The organism is Streptomyces sp. NPDC043726, from assembly GCF_056436565.1.
The window spans coordinates 283,331-300,005 of sequence record NZ_JBWKCI010000007.1; the positions used below are offsets into that span (position 1 = coordinate 283,331).

General features: G+C 73.7%; 15 protein-coding genes. 7 read left to right on the forward strand and 8 right to left on the reverse strand.

Translation table 11 applies throughout. From position 1 onward, the window contains the following. Positions 1 to 13 precede the first annotated feature (13 nt). Positions 14 to 1,246 carry a 3-phosphoshikimate 1-carboxyvinyltransferase gene (gene aroA, locus AC068Z_RS21915; RefSeq protein WP_478557900.1) on the forward strand — a complete coding sequence of 411 codons (1,233 nt, stop codon included), beginning with the start codon at positions 14 to 16 and terminating at the stop codon, positions 1,244 to 1,246. 10 nt (positions 1,247 to 1,256) lie between these two features. After that, on the forward strand, positions 1,257 to 1,868 hold the full coding sequence (locus AC068Z_RS21920; RefSeq protein WP_478557903.1) for a GNAT family N-acetyltransferase: 612 nt from the start codon (positions 1,257 to 1,259) through the stop codon (positions 1,866 to 1,868). On the opposite strand, the gene AC068Z_RS21925 is transcribed toward AC068Z_RS21920, so the two are convergent. Further along, positions 1,813 to 2,775: a LysR substrate-binding domain-containing protein gene (locus AC068Z_RS21925; RefSeq protein WP_478557906.1), complete on the reverse strand. Its 963-nt coding sequence runs from the start codon at positions 2,773 to 2,775 to the stop codon at positions 1,813 to 1,815. The two genes, AC068Z_RS21920 and AC068Z_RS21925, sit on opposite strands and share 56 nt — an antisense overlap. A gap of 51 nt (positions 2,776 to 2,826) precedes the next feature. Between AC068Z_RS21925 and AC068Z_RS21930 the strand changes: the two genes are divergently transcribed. After that, the gene (locus tag AC068Z_RS21930; RefSeq protein ID WP_478557909.1) at positions 2,827 to 3,390 is read left to right on the forward strand and encodes an RBBP9/YdeN family alpha/beta hydrolase; all 564 of its coding nucleotides are present in this window, start codon (positions 2,827 to 2,829) and stop codon (positions 3,388 to 3,390) included. Here AC068Z_RS21930 and AC068Z_RS21935 read toward each other — a convergent pair. The 5 genes from AC068Z_RS21935 to AC068Z_RS21955 form a co-directional block, all read right to left on the reverse strand. Next, complete coding sequence (locus tag AC068Z_RS21935; protein ID WP_478557912.1) at positions 3,377 to 4,606, reverse strand: MFS transporter; 1,230 nt, start codon at positions 4,604 to 4,606, stop codon at positions 3,377 to 3,379. The genes AC068Z_RS21930 and AC068Z_RS21935 overlap by 14 nt on opposite strands. A gap of 80 nt (positions 4,607 to 4,686) precedes the next feature. Next, positions 4,687 to 5,487 carry a sugar phosphate isomerase/epimerase family protein gene (locus AC068Z_RS21940; RefSeq protein ID WP_478557915.1) on the reverse strand — a complete coding sequence of 267 codons (801 nt, stop codon included), beginning with the start codon at positions 5,485 to 5,487 and terminating at the stop codon, positions 4,687 to 4,689. A gap of 67 nt (positions 5,488 to 5,554) precedes the next feature. Next, entirely contained in the window at positions 5,555 to 6,487 is a 933-nt protein-coding gene (locus tag AC068Z_RS21945; RefSeq protein ID WP_478557918.1) for a bifunctional helix-turn-helix transcriptional regulator/GNAT family N-acetyltransferase, read from the reverse strand. Positions 6,488 to 6,678: 191 nt separating this feature from the next. After that, positions 6,679 to 9,444: a hypothetical protein gene (locus AC068Z_RS21950; RefSeq protein WP_478557921.1), complete on the reverse strand. Its 2,766-nt coding sequence runs from the start codon at positions 9,442 to 9,444 to the stop codon at positions 6,679 to 6,681. Positions 9,445 to 9,839: 395 nt separating this feature from the next. Further along, complete coding sequence (locus tag AC068Z_RS21955) at positions 9,840 to 10,886, reverse strand: LacI family DNA-binding transcriptional regulator (protein ID WP_478557924.1); 1,047 nt, start codon at positions 10,884 to 10,886, stop codon at positions 9,840 to 9,842. A gap of 282 nt (positions 10,887 to 11,168) precedes the next feature. Here AC068Z_RS21955 and AC068Z_RS21960 point away from each other — a divergent pair, with 282 nt between their 5' ends. From AC068Z_RS21960 to AC068Z_RS21970, 3 genes are read left to right on the forward strand one after another with little or no spacing between them, the layout of a single operon-like run. Beyond that, positions 11,169 to 12,320 (forward strand): Gfo/Idh/MocA family protein, encoded by a 1,152-nt coding sequence (locus AC068Z_RS21960; protein WP_478557927.1) that lies wholly within the window; start codon positions 11,169 to 11,171, stop codon positions 12,318 to 12,320. Next, positions 12,317 to 13,486, forward strand: a complete 1,170-nt coding sequence (locus tag AC068Z_RS21965; protein WP_478557930.1) for a dihydrodipicolinate synthase family protein — start codon at positions 12,317 to 12,319, stop codon at positions 13,484 to 13,486. The genes AC068Z_RS21960 and AC068Z_RS21965 overlap by 4 nt, the downstream gene beginning before the upstream one ends. Before the next feature lie 32 nt (positions 13,487 to 13,518). Continuing rightward, on the forward strand, positions 13,519 to 14,316 hold the full coding sequence (locus AC068Z_RS21970) for a sugar phosphate isomerase/epimerase family protein (protein WP_478558628.1): 798 nt from the start codon (positions 13,519 to 13,521) through the stop codon (positions 14,314 to 14,316). On the opposite strand, the gene AC068Z_RS21975 is transcribed toward AC068Z_RS21970, so the two are convergent. Continuing rightward, complete coding sequence (locus AC068Z_RS21975) at positions 14,237 to 15,289, reverse strand: ArsR/SmtB family transcription factor (protein WP_478557933.1); 1,053 nt, start codon at positions 15,287 to 15,289, stop codon at positions 14,237 to 14,239. The genes AC068Z_RS21970 and AC068Z_RS21975 overlap by 80 nt on opposite strands. 76 nt (positions 15,290 to 15,365) lie before the next feature. Here AC068Z_RS21975 and AC068Z_RS21980 point away from each other — a divergent pair, with 76 nt between their 5' ends. Next, positions 15,366 to 16,295, forward strand: a complete 930-nt coding sequence (locus AC068Z_RS21980; protein ID WP_478557936.1) for an aldo/keto reductase — start codon at positions 15,366 to 15,368, stop codon at positions 16,293 to 16,295. Here the strand turns inward: AC068Z_RS21980 and AC068Z_RS21985 are convergent. Continuing rightward, the gene (locus AC068Z_RS21985; protein ID WP_478557939.1) at positions 16,283 to 16,672 is read right to left on the reverse strand and encodes a VOC family protein; all 390 of its coding nucleotides are present in this window, start codon (positions 16,670 to 16,672) and stop codon (positions 16,283 to 16,285) included. The genes AC068Z_RS21980 and AC068Z_RS21985 overlap by 13 nt on opposite strands. Positions 16,673 to 16,675 lie beyond the last annotated feature (3 nt).

A 16,675-nucleotide genomic window follows, 5' to 3' on the forward strand; every position in this document is an offset into this window, starting at 1 on the left:
GATCATGGGCGGCATGCCAGTCGTCGCCATTCCCGGTTCCAAGTCCATCACCGCGCGTGCCCTCTTCCTGGCCGCGGCGGCCGACGGAGTCACCACCCTCGTACGGCCTTTGCGGTCGGACGACACCGAGGGCTTCGCGGAGGGCCTGGTCAGCCTCGGTTACCGGGTCGGCCGGACCCCGGAGAGCTGGCAGGTGGACGGCCGCCCGCAGGGCCCCGCGGTCGCGGAGGCGGACGTCTACTGCCGGGACGGCGCGACGACCGCCCGCTTCCTGCCGACGCTGGCCGCCGCCGGCCACGGCACCTACCGCTTCGACGCCTCCGAGCAGATGCGCCGCCGCCCGCTGCTCCCGCTCACCCGAGCCCTGCGCGAACTCGGCGTCGACCTGCGCCACGAGGACCGCGAGGGCCACCACCCGCTGACCGTGCGCGCCACCGGCGTCGCGGGCGGCGAGGTGACGCTCGACGCCGGCCAGTCCTCGCAGTACCTGACCGCGCTGCTCCTGCTCGGCCCGCTCACCGAGAAGGGCCTGCGCATCCACGTCACGGACCTCGTCTCGGTGCCGTACGTCGAGATCACCCTCGCGATGATGCGGGCGTTCGGCGTGGAGGTGACCCGCGAGGGCAACGACTTCCTCGTCCCGCCCGGCGGCTACCGCGCCACGACCTACGCGATCGAACCCGACGCCTCGACCTCCAGCTACTTCTTCGCCGCCGCGGCCCTGTCCGGCGGCGAGGTGACCGTGCCGGGCCTCGGCCAGGGCGCGCTCCAGGGCGACCTGGGCTTCGTCGACGTACTGCGCCGGATGGGCGCGGACGTGGAGATCGGCGCCGACCGCACGACGGTCCGCGGCACCGGCCACTTGCGGGGCCTGACCGTCAACATGCGGGACATCTCCGACACCATGCCCACCCTCGCGGCCATCGCCCCCTTCGCCGACGGCCCGGTGCGCATCGAGGACGTCGCCAACACCCGGGTCAAGGAGTGCGACCGGCTGGAGGCCTGCGCGGAGAATCTGCGGCGGCTGGGCGTGCGCGTGGAGACCGGCCCGGACTGGATCGAGATCCACCCCGGCGCGCGGCCGACGGGCGCGCGGATCACGTCGTACGGCGACCACCGCATCGTCATGTCCTTCGCGGTCACCGGCCTGCGCGTGCCCGGTATCTCGTTCGACGACCCGGGCTGCGTCCGCAAGACTTTCCCCGGTTTCCACGAGGAGTTCGGGGCGCTGCGCGCGCGGCTGTGAGGGACGACGGGTGAGCTTCAGACTGCGAGGTCCGCTGCTGGAGGGCGAGTTGGTGCGCCTGGAGCCGCTGGAGCGGCGGCACGCGGCCGGACTCGCCCTGGCGGCCGGGGAGAACCGCGACACCTACGCCTTCACCTGGGTGCCCGGGGCGGCCGAGGCGGAGGCGTACGTCGACGCCCAGCTCGCCCGCGCCGCCACCGGGAAGCTCGCGCCGTACGCGCAGATCGCCACGGCGACCGGCCGTGTGGTGGGCACCACCTCCTACTGGGAGCCGCGCAGCTGGCGCTCGGAGGACCGGCTCGACGCCGTGGAGGTTGGCTTCACCTGGCTCGCCGCCTCCGCGCAGGGCACCGGCGTGAACACCGAGGCCAAGTACCTGCTGTTCCGGCATGCCTTCGAGGAGTGGGAGGTGTCCCGCGTCGACCTCAAGACCGACGCCCGCAACAGCCGTTCCCGCGCCGCGATCGAGCGCACCGGCGCCCGCTTCGAGGGCGTCCTGCGCAACTGGTCCCGCTCCTGGGCCCCGGGCGAGGACGGCCGGCTGCGCGACTCCGCGATCTACTCGATCACGGCCGACGAATGGCCGGAGTGCCGGGCGCTGCTGGAGAAGCGGCTGCGCTGAGCAGCTCTTCCCGTACGGCGGTCAGGACGGGGTCCGCCTCCGATCCGGCCCGCACGGCCGCGAAGACGTTCCGCGACGGCGGATCCCCTTCCGGCGTGAGCAGGGCGATCCGGCGGTGGGCGTAGAGCGGCCGGACCAGGCGGGGGATGAGCGCTACCCCCTGTCCGGCCTCCACCAGCGCCGCGAGCGCGGCCCAGTCGTTCACCGCGTGCCGGATGTCGGGGGTGAACCCGGCCGCGGCGCACACCGAGCGGGCCACCGCGCCGCAGCAACTGCGGGCGTCGCCGACGATCCACGGTTCCTCGGCCAGCTCCCGCAGCGCGACCGCGGGCCGGTCCGCCAGCGGGTGGTGCGCGGGTACGGCGATGTCCAGGACGTCGGTGAGCAGGTCGACGCGGTGGTGGCGGCGGTCGGTGTGCGGGGGCGTCGCCGCGAAGTCGACGGCCACCGCCACGTCGATCCGTCCCGCGTCCAACGCGGTGAAGATGTCCGGGGGTTCGGCCTCGACGACGTCGACCCGGAGCCGGGGGAGCCGGGACGCCAGTGCGCCGAGTGCCCCGGGCAGCAGGCCCAGCACGCCGCTGGAGAAGCAGCCGACCGTCACCTGCCCGCGCCCGCCCTCCCCGTACGCCGCCAAGTCGACTCGGGCGCGCTCCAGTTGGGCGGCGATCAGATCCGCGTGGTCGAGCAGGACCCGGGCCTGGCCGGTGAGCCGTACGCCCCGGCCCTCCCGCTCGGTCAGCGGGACGCCGAGTTCCCGGGAGAGCGCGGCGAGCTGCTGGGAGACCGCCGACGGGGTCAGATGCAGGGCCTCGGCGGTGCGCGCCAGAGTGCCCCGGCGCCGCAGCTCGCGCAGGACGCCCAGGCGGCGCAGATCGACCGTGAAGGTCTCGCTTACCGGTTCCATCGCAAAAGGTTAACTGGACCTGGAGGGCGATGATCGGAAACCATCGACGGCATGACCTCGTACCTCATCCTCCACGGCTGGCAGAACCACCGTCCGAAGGGCCACTGGCAGCACTGGCTCGCCGACCGTCTCGGTGAACTCGGGCACCGGGTCGCCTACCCGCAGCTGCCCGACGCGGACGATCCCGAACTCGACGTATGGATGGCGGAGTTGGCGCGGCGGCTCGACGATCGGCCCGAGGTCGTCCTCGCGCACAGCCTCTCCGCCGTGCTGTGGCTGCACGCGGCGGCGCGCGGACTGCCCGGCCTCGACGGCGTCGGCCGCGTGCTGCTCGTCGCCCCGCCCTCCGGTTCCGTCCTGAAGCGGTACCCGGAGGTCGCCGCGTTCGCCCCGCCCGCCCCGGAGTTCGCGCTGCCCGGCCCCACCCGGCTGGTCGCGGGCGACGACGACCCGTACTGCCCGGAGGGCGCCCGAGCCCTGTTCGCCGACCCGCTCGGCATCCCCTCCGACGTGCTCCCGGGCGCCGCCCACCTCGACCTGGACGCCGGGTACGGGCCCTGGCCCGCCGTACTGGAGTGGTGCCTGGACCCGGCCGCCCGGCTCAGTCCGGCGTAGCCCCGTCGCGCAGTTCCGGGGTGCTCGTGGCGACGTAGGCCACCGCCAGTACGCACAGCACGCCGCCGGTGACCAGGGCGGTCGCGCCGGAGGTCCAGCCGGCCACCACACCGCCGCGCAGATTGCCCAGGTGCGGGCCCGCCTGGCCGACGATCGCCTCGGCCGCGGTGACCCGGCCCAGCAGCGCGTCCGGGGTGCGGGTCTGGACGATCGTCGTACGGGACAGCACCGAGACGGAGTCCGCCGCGCCCGCCACGGCCAGCAGCCCGAGCCCCGCCCAGGCGTGGGTGGTCAGCCCGAACAGGGCGAGCGCCCCGCCCCAGGCCGCCGCCCCGCAGAGCATCACCGCGCCGGGCCGGGCCAGCCGCGTCACCCAGCCGGACAGCGCGGTGGCGGTGACCCCGCCGACGGCGACGGCGGACAGGAACAGCCCGAGGGTGCGCGGACTGCCCCCGAACCGCTCCTCGTTGATCAGCGGGAACAGGCTCATCGGCATCGCCAGCAGGGTCGCCGCGAGGTCGGTGATCAGCGCTCCGCGGACCACCCGGTGCCCGCCCAGGAAGCGCAGTCCGTCCAGCACGCCGTGCAGTCCGGGCTTCGACTTCTCGCCCTCCGGCGGCAGCGCGGGCAGGCCGAAGGCGCCGTAGAAGGACAGGCCGAAGCTGGCGGCGTCGATCAGGTAGCAGACGCCGATGCCGAACCAGCCGAGGAACAGGCCGCCGAGCGCGGGGCCCAGGAGCATCATCGCCTGGGCGGTGACCTGGTTCAGGGCGAGCCCGGCGGCCACCTGCTCCTTGGGCAGCAGCCGGGGCACGAACACGCCCGCCGCCGGGCCGCCGACCGCGCCGAAGCAGGAGCCGGCCGCGACCAGGGCCAGGATGCCGGGCACCGGCACGCCCCCGGTGAAGCCCTGCACCGCCAGCAGCAGCGAGCACACCGCCTGTCCGACGGTCGCGACGAGGAAGATCCGCCGCCGGTCCCCGCGGTCCACCCACGCCCCGGCGAACAGCCCGACGAGCACCAGCGGCAGCGCCTGCGCGAGCCCCACGGCGCCGCTCCAGACCGCGCTGTGGGTCAGGTCCCACACCTGGTACATGACCGTCACGACGGTCATGAAGCTGCCCAGGATGGAGGCGGTACGTCCGATCAGCAGCCGCCGGAAGACGGGGGAGGTGCGCAGGGGCCGAACGTCGACGAAGGCACGGGCGAGGCTCATGAGGGCATGGCGAAGCGCGGCGGCGCGGGCGGGATCATTCCGCGGACGCTAGCCGCACGGCCCTGCCTGGGGCCAACGAATTACGCGGAGTCGTTGAGCAGCCGCGCCAGATGGTCGTGACCCGGGCCGAGCAGCTTCGGCAGCGGCGGGGCGCCCTCGTACCAGCGCTTCTCGTACTCCCAGCACAGCCAGCCGTCCCAGCCGTGCCGGGAGAGCACCTCCACGCACTCGGCGAGCGGCAGCACCCCGGCGCCCAGCGGCAGCGGCGTGGTGTCGGTGGCGGAGGCGATGTCCTTGACCTGGACATAGCCGAGGTAGGGGGCGAGGGCGGCGTACGACTCGGAGGGCTGCTCGCCGCCCAGCCAGGTGTGCATCACGTCCCACAGCGAGCCCACGTGCCGGTGCCCGACCAGCCCGAGGACGCGGATCGAGGCCGCCGCTGTGCCGTGTGAGTCGTGCGTCTCCAGCAGGATCCGCACGCCGAGGTCGGCGGCGTACTCGGCGGCGGTGCCGAGCCTGCGGGCGGCGACGGCGTCGGCCTCCTCGGGGCGCTGGGAGTCCTCGGCGCCGGGGAAGACGCGGACGAAGCCGGCGCCGAGGTCGCGGGCGAGGTCGAGCAGGTCGCGGATCTCCTGGATGACCGCCTCGTCGTCGCCGGGGGCGGCCACGCGCGGGTACCCGGCGATGCCGAGGATCTCCAGGTTCGCCGCCTTGAACTCGGCCGCCGCCGCGGCCCGTTCGGCCGCGCCGAGGCCCGGATGCACGGGTTCCTCCGGATGCGCGCGCAGCTCGACGCCGTGATAGCCGTGGGCGGACGCGAGCCGCGCCACGTCGGCGAGGGGAAGACCGGGGACACCGAGAGTGGAGAACGCCAGCTTCATGCTCGCGACTCTACGCGCACCTCTTGGGCCTCACTCGGGGAGGGCGAGGGGAACGGCCGGACAGGCCCTACTGGTCGGTGCGGGTCAGATCCAGGCGCCAGTCCTGGCCGACCAGGTCCTTGCCGAAGGAGCGGTGCGGTTTCTCGGCGGCGAGGACGAAGCCGTGGCGCTGGTAGACGCGGCGGGCGGCGGACAGGACGTCGTTGGTCCACAGGACCAGGTCGCGGTAGCCGACCCCGCGGGCGAAGGCGATCACCGCGCCGACCAGCCGGTCGCCGATGCCGAGGCCCCGGGCGTCCGGTTCCACGAGCAGCAGCCGGAGCCGGGCGGTGGCGGGCGCCTCGTCCCGTACGCACATCACGCACCCCACCGGCCGGCCGTCCAGCTCGGCGATCCAGACCCGCTCCAGATGCGGGTCGTGGTCCTCGGCGAAGTCCGCGACGATCCGCGCGACCAGGCCCTCGTAGTCGGTGTTCCAGCCGAACTCGGCCGCGTACAGCGCCGCGTTGCGCTGCACGATCCAGCCGAGGTCGCCGGGGCCCGGCTCGCGCAGCACCACGTCCTCGCGGCGCGGGGGCCGGCCGTCGGAGAGGATCTCGCGGACGGTGCGCATCGCCTCGGCGAGCCGGTCCCGCTCGGCGGCCGGTACCGCCGACAGCAGCGAGCCGACCGCCTCGTTCGAGCGCTCGGCCAGCAGGGCGGCGGTCTCCCGGCCGTGCGCGGTGAGCGTGATCCGGCGCCGCCGGGGATCCTGCGCGGAGGGCGCCCGCTCGACCAGTCCGTCCTGCTCGAACCTGGTCAGGATCCGGCTCAGATACCCCGAGTCCAGCGACAGCTCGGTCCGCAGATCGGCCGCGTCGGTGCGCGGGGAGTGCGCCAGCTCGTAGAGCACGCGGGACTCGGTGAGCGTGTACGGGGCGTACAGGCGGCGGCTGTAGTCGAGGGCGCCGATGACATTGGTGTAGAAGCGGTTGAAGGCGCGGATGTCCTGGACGGTCATGATCGACCCGCTCCTCTGATAGCTGACTCAGTCAGAGATACAGGACGAGCCTAGGACGCCCGCTCCCTCCCGGCTACCCCCCGGTCGCCCCGGCGGCGGGCCAAAAACAGGCGCACCTGGGCGCCGGTCCTGGCGGTGGTGGAAGACGATCCGGCCGGGAACTGTCCCGGCCGGATCCGGTCAATCCGCTGCTACGACGCGTCGCGCACCGTTCCGGTCAGCGTCGGGCCGTGCGGTTCGCCGTTGTCGTCGGTCGGCTGGAGCACCAGCCGCTCGGCGGGCTCGGCGACCCGGTCGCGGACCGTGGGCACGGTCAGTTCCGCGCTCGTCTGTCCCGGCGGGACCGGCGCCCAGAGGGCGAAGTACTCCAGCTTCGACAGCGGGACCTCCCCGGCCGGTATCTCGCCGGCGTGGTCGCGCAGCCACTGGGGGTCGACGTCCTTCGTGGACAGCTCCGGGCCGTCGGCGACCGGCAGCACCCCCAGCGACACGCCCAGGTCCACGTCCGCGGGCTCGGACAGGGTGGCCTTCCAGCGCAGCGGCTGTCCCTCGGTGACGTCGTCGGCGACGGGGGAGACCGTGATCTCGGGCATCGGGTCGTCCTCGACGACGGTGACGCCACCGCCGTAGGAACCGATGACCGTGCCGCGCACCGCCTTCACCAGTACGTCCTGCGACTCGCCGTACGAGAAGCGGGTGTTGCCCTTGACCGTGAAGGTCACCTCGGCGGCCGGCTGTCCCGGGCGCAGGGTCACCAGGCGGTGGCGCAGATCCTCGGCGCCGGGCTCGGAGACGTACATGCGGAGCGTGCCGGTGCCCGGCCCGGTGAGCCGGACGGGCACGGTGTAGGTGCGCTCGCCCGAGTCGCCCTCCTCGACGGACAGCCGGCCGATGTCGACGCGCGTGAGGTCGGCCGGCCGCACCGCGGGGGTGCCGGGGCGCCAGGCGTGGGCGTCGATCAGCCAGGCCTTGCCCTTGCTGGAACGGGGCGTCAGCTCCAGCTTGGCGATGCGGCTCAGGTCGACACCGCGGGCGCCGCTGAGCGGGACGCGCAGCTCCTGCGCCCAGTGGGCGGTGGTGCTGCGGCTGCCCGGCAGCCCGTTCGCCCTCACCTGCCCGAGGACGGCACGCTTGCCGGACGCGTCGGTGACGGCGACGTCGAGGCGCGTGCCCTTGCTGTTGGGCGGCACGATCACGCGCAGCGCGAGGCTCTTGGCGCCCTTGAGGCTGACGCTCTTCTCCGGCCGTACGACGGTCTTCGCGCCCGGCGCGGACCACTTCAGCGCGACCGCGCGGCGGCCCACCTCACGGCTGGGCCACCAGTGCGCGAAGTGCGGGGAGCCGCCGGCCACGTCGTCGCCGAGGCAGGCCTTGGCGGGGTCCGGGTGGACCGCGGAGCACAGCCGTCCGCCGCCGGTCACCTTCATCGGCCCGTCGGGCAGGAACCCGGCACCCCGGGCGCCGCCCACGGCGTGCGTCAGGACCCGGGCGGGGTCGGCCGACGGGGCGCGGCGGCCGGTGCCGTCGAGGAGCTGGCGCACACGGTCGTCACCGGCGACGAACAGCCGCGCGGCGGCGGCGATGTAGGTGGCCCCGGCACGGTGCTGCTGCTTCGCGGTGAGCCGGGTGGCGGTGCCCTTGGAGCACACCGGGTCCGGGTTCTCGGGGTCGTCCCAGAAGTCGTCGCTCGCGGGCGCCTTGGCCTCGCCGGGCGTCCACTCGCTGTTGAAGAAGTTGTGGTTGGCGCCGGTCATGTAGACCGCGCTGTGCAGCGCCTTGCCCGCGCTCACTCCGCGCGTGCCGTCGACGTACACCTCGCCCTGGAGGTCGGAGACGTCGCCGTCGCAGCCCGGCAGGATCGTCAGGGACGGCACGTCCGGGACGGGGTTCTGGCCGAAGACGGTGGGGCCGATGAGAACGGTGCCACGGATGGTCCAGCGGGCCGAGCCCTGAGCGCCGTCCTGTTCTGCGGGCGGCGGGTAGAGGCTGTCCATGGCGGCCCGGTTCACGCCCTCGCCGCCACGCGAGTGGCCCACCAGCAGGACCTTGGACAGGTCGGCCTCGGGTGCATTGCGCACGGCGGCCGGCGCGTCGGCCGGACGCTCGGCCCAGTCCGCCCAGCGTGCCAGGTGCGCGCGCACCAGCGAGGAACGGCCCTGTGCGCCCGCGTCCTCCAGCTCGTTGTCCTGTCCGTTGATGCCATTGGCGGAGACGGACACCGTGACATAGCCCTGGGAGGCCAGCAGCTTCTGGTCCTTCAGATAGCCGCGGTGGCTGGGGATCTGCTTGGCCCCGGCGGCGCAGGGCCAGTCGATGGTGACGGCCTCCTCGCCCTGGCCGGGGACGTAGCAGGTGGCGTGCCGCCCGTGCAGGAACAGGGCGACCGGCCGCTTGCCGGTGGCGCCCTTGGGCGCGACGACGACTCCGCGCATCTCGACGGGCTGCTTGTAGCCGGGCAGCCGGATGTCGTCGAGCGCGTACTCGGTGGTCTTGGTGGCGTACGAGCCCGGCTTGCCGGGATCCACGGCACCGGCGGGCAACTGGGCGGGCGGCGTCACGGCACGCGCCCCGCTCGTCCCGCCCCGCGCCGGCTGATCCAGCCGCCGTCCCCCGGCCACGACCTGAAGCCCGCTCAGACTCTCCAGACCGGCCGCGTCCTTCAGCGGCAACCGGAAGGTACGACCGTCCTCGTCCTGCTCCGGTACGCCGACCAGGGCGCCGTCCGCGTGGAACTCCACGCGCGCGTTCCCGGGCGGCACGTACCTGGACGAACGCCACTCCAGCGCGTTCCCGTCCGCCGTACTGACGACCCGCCAACCCGAGGGCAGCCCTCCGTCGTCCCCCGCCGCGTCCACGGCTCCGGCCGCCCGCGTCCCCGCCTGCGCCAGGGCCGGCGTCACCCCCACCAACATCACCGCCGCGACGGCGGCGGCCCACACTCTCCGACCACGTATCAAAACCGCTCCCCTCCAACTCCGCACAGCACGTTCCGTGCAGGAGGAGGCCGAGGAGAGGGCGGGGGTTGCCTGTGAGCGGGCTGTACTTGGGGGAGGGGGCAGCCAGTTGGCGACCCAGAGGACCGTTGCCGTGGCCCACCGGTGAGCGGTCCGCCCGCGACGTGCCCGAGCGCGACACCCCCGTCAGGCGAGCGGTCCCGGGTCAGGCCCGCGGCACCCCGTCAGGCGAGCGGTCCCTGGGTCAGGCTCCCGGGTCAGGCGCGCGGTACCCCCGGTCAGGCGCGCGTCACCCCCGTCAGGCGAGCGGTCTCCGGGTCAGGCTCGCGGTACCGCCGTCAGGCGAGTGGTCTCCGGGTCAGGCTCGCGGCACCCCATCCGGCCCGCGGCACCCCCGGTCAGGCCCGCGGTACCCCCGTCGACCCCCGCACCATCAGCTCGCCCCGGATCGTCGCGATGCCGCCGGGGGGTTCCTCCTCGCGGCCCATCGCGATGCGGCCCGCGCGGGCTCCGGCCTCCGTGAGGGGCAGGCGGACCGTCGTCAGGGAGGGCACCGCGTCGATGCTGAAGGGGAGGTCGTCGAAGCCGGCGACCGAGACGTCCTCGGGGATGCGGAGCCCCGACTCCCGCAGTGCCGCGCACGCGCCGAGCGCGACGGAGTCGTTCGCGGCGACCACCGCCGTCAGGGTCGGGTCCCGGCGCAGCAGCTCCAGCGTCGCCTCGTACCCGGAGCGGCGGTCGTACCGTCCGTGCACCGTCCAGCGCGGGTCCTCCTCGATCCCGTGCGCCTGGAGAGCCGCCCGGTGTCCCTCCAGCCGGTGCCGGGTCGTCGTGCGCTCCTCCGGGCCCGCGATGTAGCCGAGGCGCCGGTGGCCGAGGCCGATCAGGTGCTCGGTCAGTTCCCGGCCGCCCCCGCGGTTCTCGAAGGTCAGCGCGATGGCCCCGGTGTCCGGCGCCGGCGGCCGCCCGCACAGCACCACCCGCGTCCCCGCCTCCGCCAGCTTCCGCAGCTTCGCCGAGACCGCCGTCCCGTGCGCCGCGCTCTCCACGGCCCCGCCGGTCAGCACCACGGCCGCCGCCCGCTGGCGCTGGAGCAGGGTCAGATACGTCAGCTCGCGCTCGGGGGACCCGCCCGTGTTGCAGACGACCGCCAGCCGTTCGCCGCCCGCCCGTCCGCCCGGCCCGCCGATCTCCGCCTGGATCGCGCTCGCCATGATCCCGAAGAAAGGGTCGGCGATGTCGTTGACGAGGATGCCGACCAGGTCGGACGTGGCGGCGGCCAGCGCGCTGGCCGGCCCGTTCAGCACGTAGTCCAGCTCGTCCACCGCGCGCAGCACCCGCTCGCGGGTGGACGCGGCGACGGGGTAGTTCCCGTTCAGTACGCGCGACACCGTCGCGGGGGAGACCTGGGCGCGGGCCGCCACGTCCGCCAGGGTCACCGTCATCTCGTCGTCCTCCGGTCGCGCATCTCTCGTACCACCTCGTACGTCATACGTGCTCGTAGACAGCCTTCCGGCGGGTGCGGTTCCGTCAGGTGCCGTGCAGACCATAAGGCCAGCCACCCCGTTTGTTCGCCCCCTCGAACAACTCAACCCCGTCACGGTCTTGTCCGGACCGCTGCTGAGAGGCTAGCTTCTTCCTGTATAGAAAGCGCTTGCTGTAACGCTCATCAGTGGGAGCGTGCGCGGCGCGCACACCCCGCGTACGACTCCTGCGAAGGGATTCACGTGACCCGCAAGACGGTGCGTATCGCCATGAACGGCGTGACCGGGCGCATGGGCTACCGCCAGCACCTCGTCCGCTCCATCCTGGCCCTGCGCGAACAGGGCGGTCTCGACCTCGGCGACGGCACCGTGCTGTGGCCGGAGCCGATCCTCCTCGGCCGCCGCGAGCACGCGCTCAGGGCGCTCGCCGAGCGGCACGGTCTGGAGCATGTGTCCACCGACGTCGACTCGGTCCTCGCCGACCCGACCGTCGACATCTACTTCGACGCCCAGGTCACCTCCGCCCGCGAGGAGGCGATCACCAAGGCGATCGCCGCGGGCAAGCACATCTACACCGAGAAGCCGACCGCCACCGGCCTCGAGGGCGCCCTGGCGCTCGCCCGGCTCGCCGCGGCCAAGGGCGTCAAGCACGGCGTGGTCCAGGACAAGCTCTTCCTGCCGGGCCTGCTCAAGCTCAAGCGGCTCATCGACGGCGGCTTCTTCGGCCGGATCCTCTCCGTGCGCGGCGAGTTCGGCTACTGGGTCTTCGAGGGCGACTGGCAGTCGGCCCAGCGCCCGTCCTGGAACTACCGCGCGGAGGACGGCGGCGGCATCGTCGTCGACATGTTCCCGCACTGGGAGTACGTCCTGCACGAGCTGTTCGGCCGGGTGAGGTCCGTCCAGGCCATCGCCACCACCCACGTCCCGCAGCGCTGGGACGAGAACGGCAAGCCCTACGACGCCACCGCGGACGACGCGGCCTACGGCATCTTCGAACTCGACGGCGGCGCCATCGCCCAGATCAACTCCTCCTGGGCCGTCCGCGTCAACCGCGACGAGCTGGTCGAGTTCCAGGTCGACGGCACCGAGGGCTCGGCCGTCGCGGGCCTGCGCAACTGCCGCGTCCAGCACCGCTCGGCCACCCCCAAGCCGGTCTGGAACCCCGACATCCCGGCCACCGAGGTCTTCCGCGACCAGTGGCAGGAGGTCCCGGACAACGCCGAGTTCGACAACGGCTTCAAGGCCCAGTGGGAGCTGTTCCTCCGGCACGTCTACGCCGATGCCCCCTACCACTGGGACCTCCTCGCCGGCGCCCGTGGCGTCCAGCTCGCCGAACTGGGCCTGAAGTCCTCGGCGGAGGGCCGCCGTATCGACGTACCGGAGATCCAGCTGTGACGATCCACCTCCCTTCGGGCGACGGGTCCTTGCGGGCGTACGAACCCCGCGAGGAACCCCTCGCCGTCACTCCCGGCACCCCCTTCTCCTCCCGTACGGTCTTCTCGGCCGCGCATGTCGTGGCCGACCCGTTCGCCGACGTCAGCCCCGACTCGCCGGCCGCCGTCGACTGGGACGCCACCCTCGCCTTCCGGCGCCACCTGTGGTCCCACGGGCTCGGGGTCGCCGAGGCGATGGACACCGCGCAGCGCGGAATGGGCCTGGACTGGGCCGGCGCGGCCGAGCTGATCCGGCGCTCGGCCGCCGAGGCGCGGTCCGTCGGCGGGCGGATCGCCTGCGGGGTGGGCACCGACCAGCTGCCCGTCACCGAGATCGGCTACCCGTACGGCCTCGACGACATCCGCGCCGCCTACGAGGAGCAGCTCGCGGTCGTGGAGGAGTCCGGCGCCCAGGCCGTCCTCATGGCCTCCCGCGCCCTGACGGCCGTGGCCAAGGGGCCCGAGGACTACCTGGAGGTCTACGGCCACCTGCTGCGCCAGGCCTCCGAGCCGGTGATCCTGCACTGGCTCGGCCCCATGTTCGACCCCGCGCTGGAGGGCTACTGGGGCGCCACCGACCTGGACGCCGCCACCCGCACCTTCCTGGACGTCATCGCCGCGCACTCCGACAAGGTGGACGGCATCAAGGTCTCCCTGCTCGACGCCCAGCGCGAGATCGACCTGCGCCGCAAACTGCCCCACGGCGTCCGCTGCTACACCGGCGACGACTTCAACTACCCCGAGCTGATCGCGGGCGACGACCACGGCTTCAGCCACGCCCTGCTCGGCATCTTCGACCCGCTGGGCCCGCTGGCGGCACAGGCGGTACGGGACCTGGACACCGGTGACACGGTGGGCTTCCGGGGGCTGCTGGACCCCACGGTCGAACTGTCCCGGCACCTCTTCCAGACCCCGACCCGCTACTACAAGACGGGAGTGGTGTTCCTGGCCTGGCTCGCGGGCCACCAGAGCCACTTCACCATGGTCGGCGGCCTCCAGTCGGCCCGCTCCCTGCCCCACCTCGCCCGCGCCTACGAACTCGCCGACGGCCTGGGCCTGTTCCCGGACCCGCGACTGGCCGAGGAACGGATGAGGAACCTGCTCTCGCTGTACGGGGTGAACCGGTGACCGAAGACCTCTCGCGTTTCTCCGTCAACCAGATGACGGTCAAGCAGCTGTCGCTGCCCGAACTGGTCGACGCCTGCGGTGAGCTGGGCGTCGGCAACGTGGGCCTGTGGCGCGAGCCGGTCCAGGCCTACGGCCTGGAGGCGACGGCCAAGCTGGTCCGGGACGCGGGCCTGACCGTGACGACCCTGTGCCGGGGCGGCTTCCTCACCGCCATCGACCCCGGCGAGCGCGCCGACGCCCTGGACGACAACCGCCGCGCGGTCGACGAGGCGGCGACCCTCGGCACGGACACCCTCGTCCTCGTCTCCGGCGGCCTCCCGCCCGGCTCCAAGGACCTGCGCGGCGCCCGGGAGCGCATCGCCGACGCGCTCGCGGTGCTGGGCCCGTACGCCGTCGAGCGCGGGGTGAGGCTGGCCATCGAACCGCTCCACCCCATGTTCGCCTCCGACCGCTGTGTGGTCTCCACCCTCGCCCAGGCCCTGGACCTGGCCGAACGCTTCCCCGCCGAGCAGGTCGGCGTCACGGTGGACACGTACCACATCTGGTGGGACGACCAGGCGCCCGCGCAGATCGCGCGGGCGGGTGCGGGCGGCCGTATCCACACCTTCCAGCTCGCCGACTGGACCACCCCGCTGCCCGAGGGCGTGCTCAACGGCCGCGGGCAGATCGGCGACGGCTCGATCGACATGCGGGAGTGGAAGGGCTGTGTGGAGGCCGCCGGCTACACCGGCGCCATCGAGGTGGAGCTGTTCAACGACGCGCTGTGGGCTCGGGACGGCCGGGAGGTTCTGCGGGAGACGGCTCAGCGCTTTCTGGCGCACGCGGGCTGAGCAGCGCGTCGGCGGTGGCGGTGCGGGCGTAGAGGACCCAGCGGCCCGCCCGGTGGGCGCTGACCAGACCCGCGTCGCGCAGCGCCGTGAGCGACTGGGACACGGCGGCCGGGGACAGCCCCGTCCGCCGGGCCAGGTCGGTCGTGGCGGCCGGGGTGTCCAGCTCCGTCAGCAGCCGGGTGCGGGACCGGCCCAGTACGGCGGCCAGGGCGCCGGCGGCCGGGATCGGCCGGCGCTGCCACAGCGTCCCGGTGCCCCGGGCCGGGTAGGCGAGCTGGGGCGGGTCCGGGGGTGTCACCCGGGTGAGCAGACCGGGGCCGGTGAAGGCGGACGGGACGAGCACGAGACCGGCTCCCGCCGTGGCGCGGGACAGGCCGCGCCTGCGCTCCCGCAGCCGGAGGGTGGTGCCCTCCCAACTCGCCGTCCCGTGCAGGTCGTTCAGCAGACGGGCGGTGCCGTGCTCGGCGAGCTGCCGGGCGCGGTACAGCACATCGGCGTCGAGCACCGCCCGGATCCGGGCCCAGTAGGGGGCCAGCGCCAACTGCCAGTAGGCCTCGATCTCCTCGGCGAACCTGGGCAGTTGGGCGGCCGGGTCGTCGTACAGGGCGCACAGCCGGGGGCCCAGTGAGCGGCCCTGCTCCCGCTCCAGACGCTCCAGATCCCGGCGCACCTGCTCGGCGGGAGCGGCCCGTACGGCGGTCAGCTCCTCGGCGAGGGAGGGCGTCGGGCCGCTCGGTGCCGGGTTGAGGAAGTCGGGGACGTAGCCGTCGGGCGGGACCAGCTCGGCGAGCCGGTCGCGGTCCAGGCCCGCGGCCGCCACCCGCGGGCGCACCTGCTCGGCCCAGGCCCGGTGCACCGGGTGCGGGCGCCCCGCCGCGAGCAGCCGGAAGCTCGTCCCGACCTCCCACAGCGGCGACACCGCGAACCGCAGTCGCGCCAAGTCCCCGGCAGAGAACTCCAGTTCCGCCTCCATGACCAACTACCCCCCACTGGTTTCGGCCACGGCTGAAAGGTTGGCGGGAGCTTAGCGCCGAGGCGATCCTTCCGGCATGACTCGGCGAGAGAACGACATCACGGCGGCGGCAGCGGGCACCTGGGCCCTCGGTGACCTGGAGGTCAACCGAATCGGGTTCGGCGCGATGCGGCTGCCCCAGTACGGCGCGGCCCTCGTGCCGGACGCCGTCCCGAGGGACCGCGACCAGGCGATCCGCGTCCTGCGCCGGGCACGGGAGCTGGGCGTGAACCACATCGACACGGCGGCCTTCTACTTCTCCTCCCTGCGCTCGGCGAACGAACTGATCAACCGGGCGCTGTCCCCGTACCCCGACGACCTCGTCATCGCCACGAAGGTCGGGCCCGGCCGTGACCGCTCGGGCCACTGGGAGCAGCACGCGAGGACCCCGGAGGCGCTGCGCGCCCAGGTCGAGGAGAACCTCCGCCAGCTCGGCCGCGACCACCTCGACCTGGTCAACCTCCGGATCGTCGGCACCGACTCGGTCGCCGAGCGCTTCGGTGCCCTGTCCGAGCTGCGCTCCGCGGGCCTGATCCGCCACCTCGGCCTGTCCAACGTCACGCCCGCGCACCTGGCGGAGGCCCAGAAGATCGCCCCGGTGGTCTGCGTCCAGAACCAGTACGGCCTCGGAGTCCGCCCCGACCAGGACGCCTTCGTGCGGGAGTGCGGGGAGCAGGGGGTGGCGTTCGTGCCCTTCTACTCCATCGCCGGCCCTCGCCGGGAGGCGGGCGCGGTGGACGCGGGGGAGGGGGAGGACCCGGCGATCCGTGCCGTCGCCGACGCGCACGGGGTCACCCCGACCCAGATCCGGCTGGCCTGGACGCTGCACCGGGGCCCGCACGTCCTTGCCATCCCCGGCACGGGCGACCCGGACCACCTGACGCAGAACGTGGCGGCGGGCGGACTACGGCTGAGCGAGGGGGAGTCGGCGCTGCTGGAGCGGCTCCACCAGGGTCAGCCCAGGTAGTCCGTACGCCCCTCGTCGTCCATCTCGAACGGGCCGTCCGGGATGACGCAGAACTCGTTGCCCTCCGGGTCCGCCATCACCAGGAACCCGCCGTCGGCGTACTCCTCCAGCCGGCGCCCGCCCAGCCGCTCGATCCGCCGCCGCTCGGCGGCCGGATCGGGCGAGCTGACGTCGAAGTGCATCCGGTTCTTGCCCCGCGCGGGCTCCCCGACCCGCTGGAAGCCGAGCCCGAGCCCCTGCTCCCGCCGCAGCCACACATAGGGCCCGGTGCGGCCCACCACGGGTCTGCCGAGCACCTCGGACCAGAACGCGGCCAGTCGCTCGGGGTTGAGGGCGTCGACGATCAGGGCGTTGATGCGCAGGGACGAGTCCGCCATGTC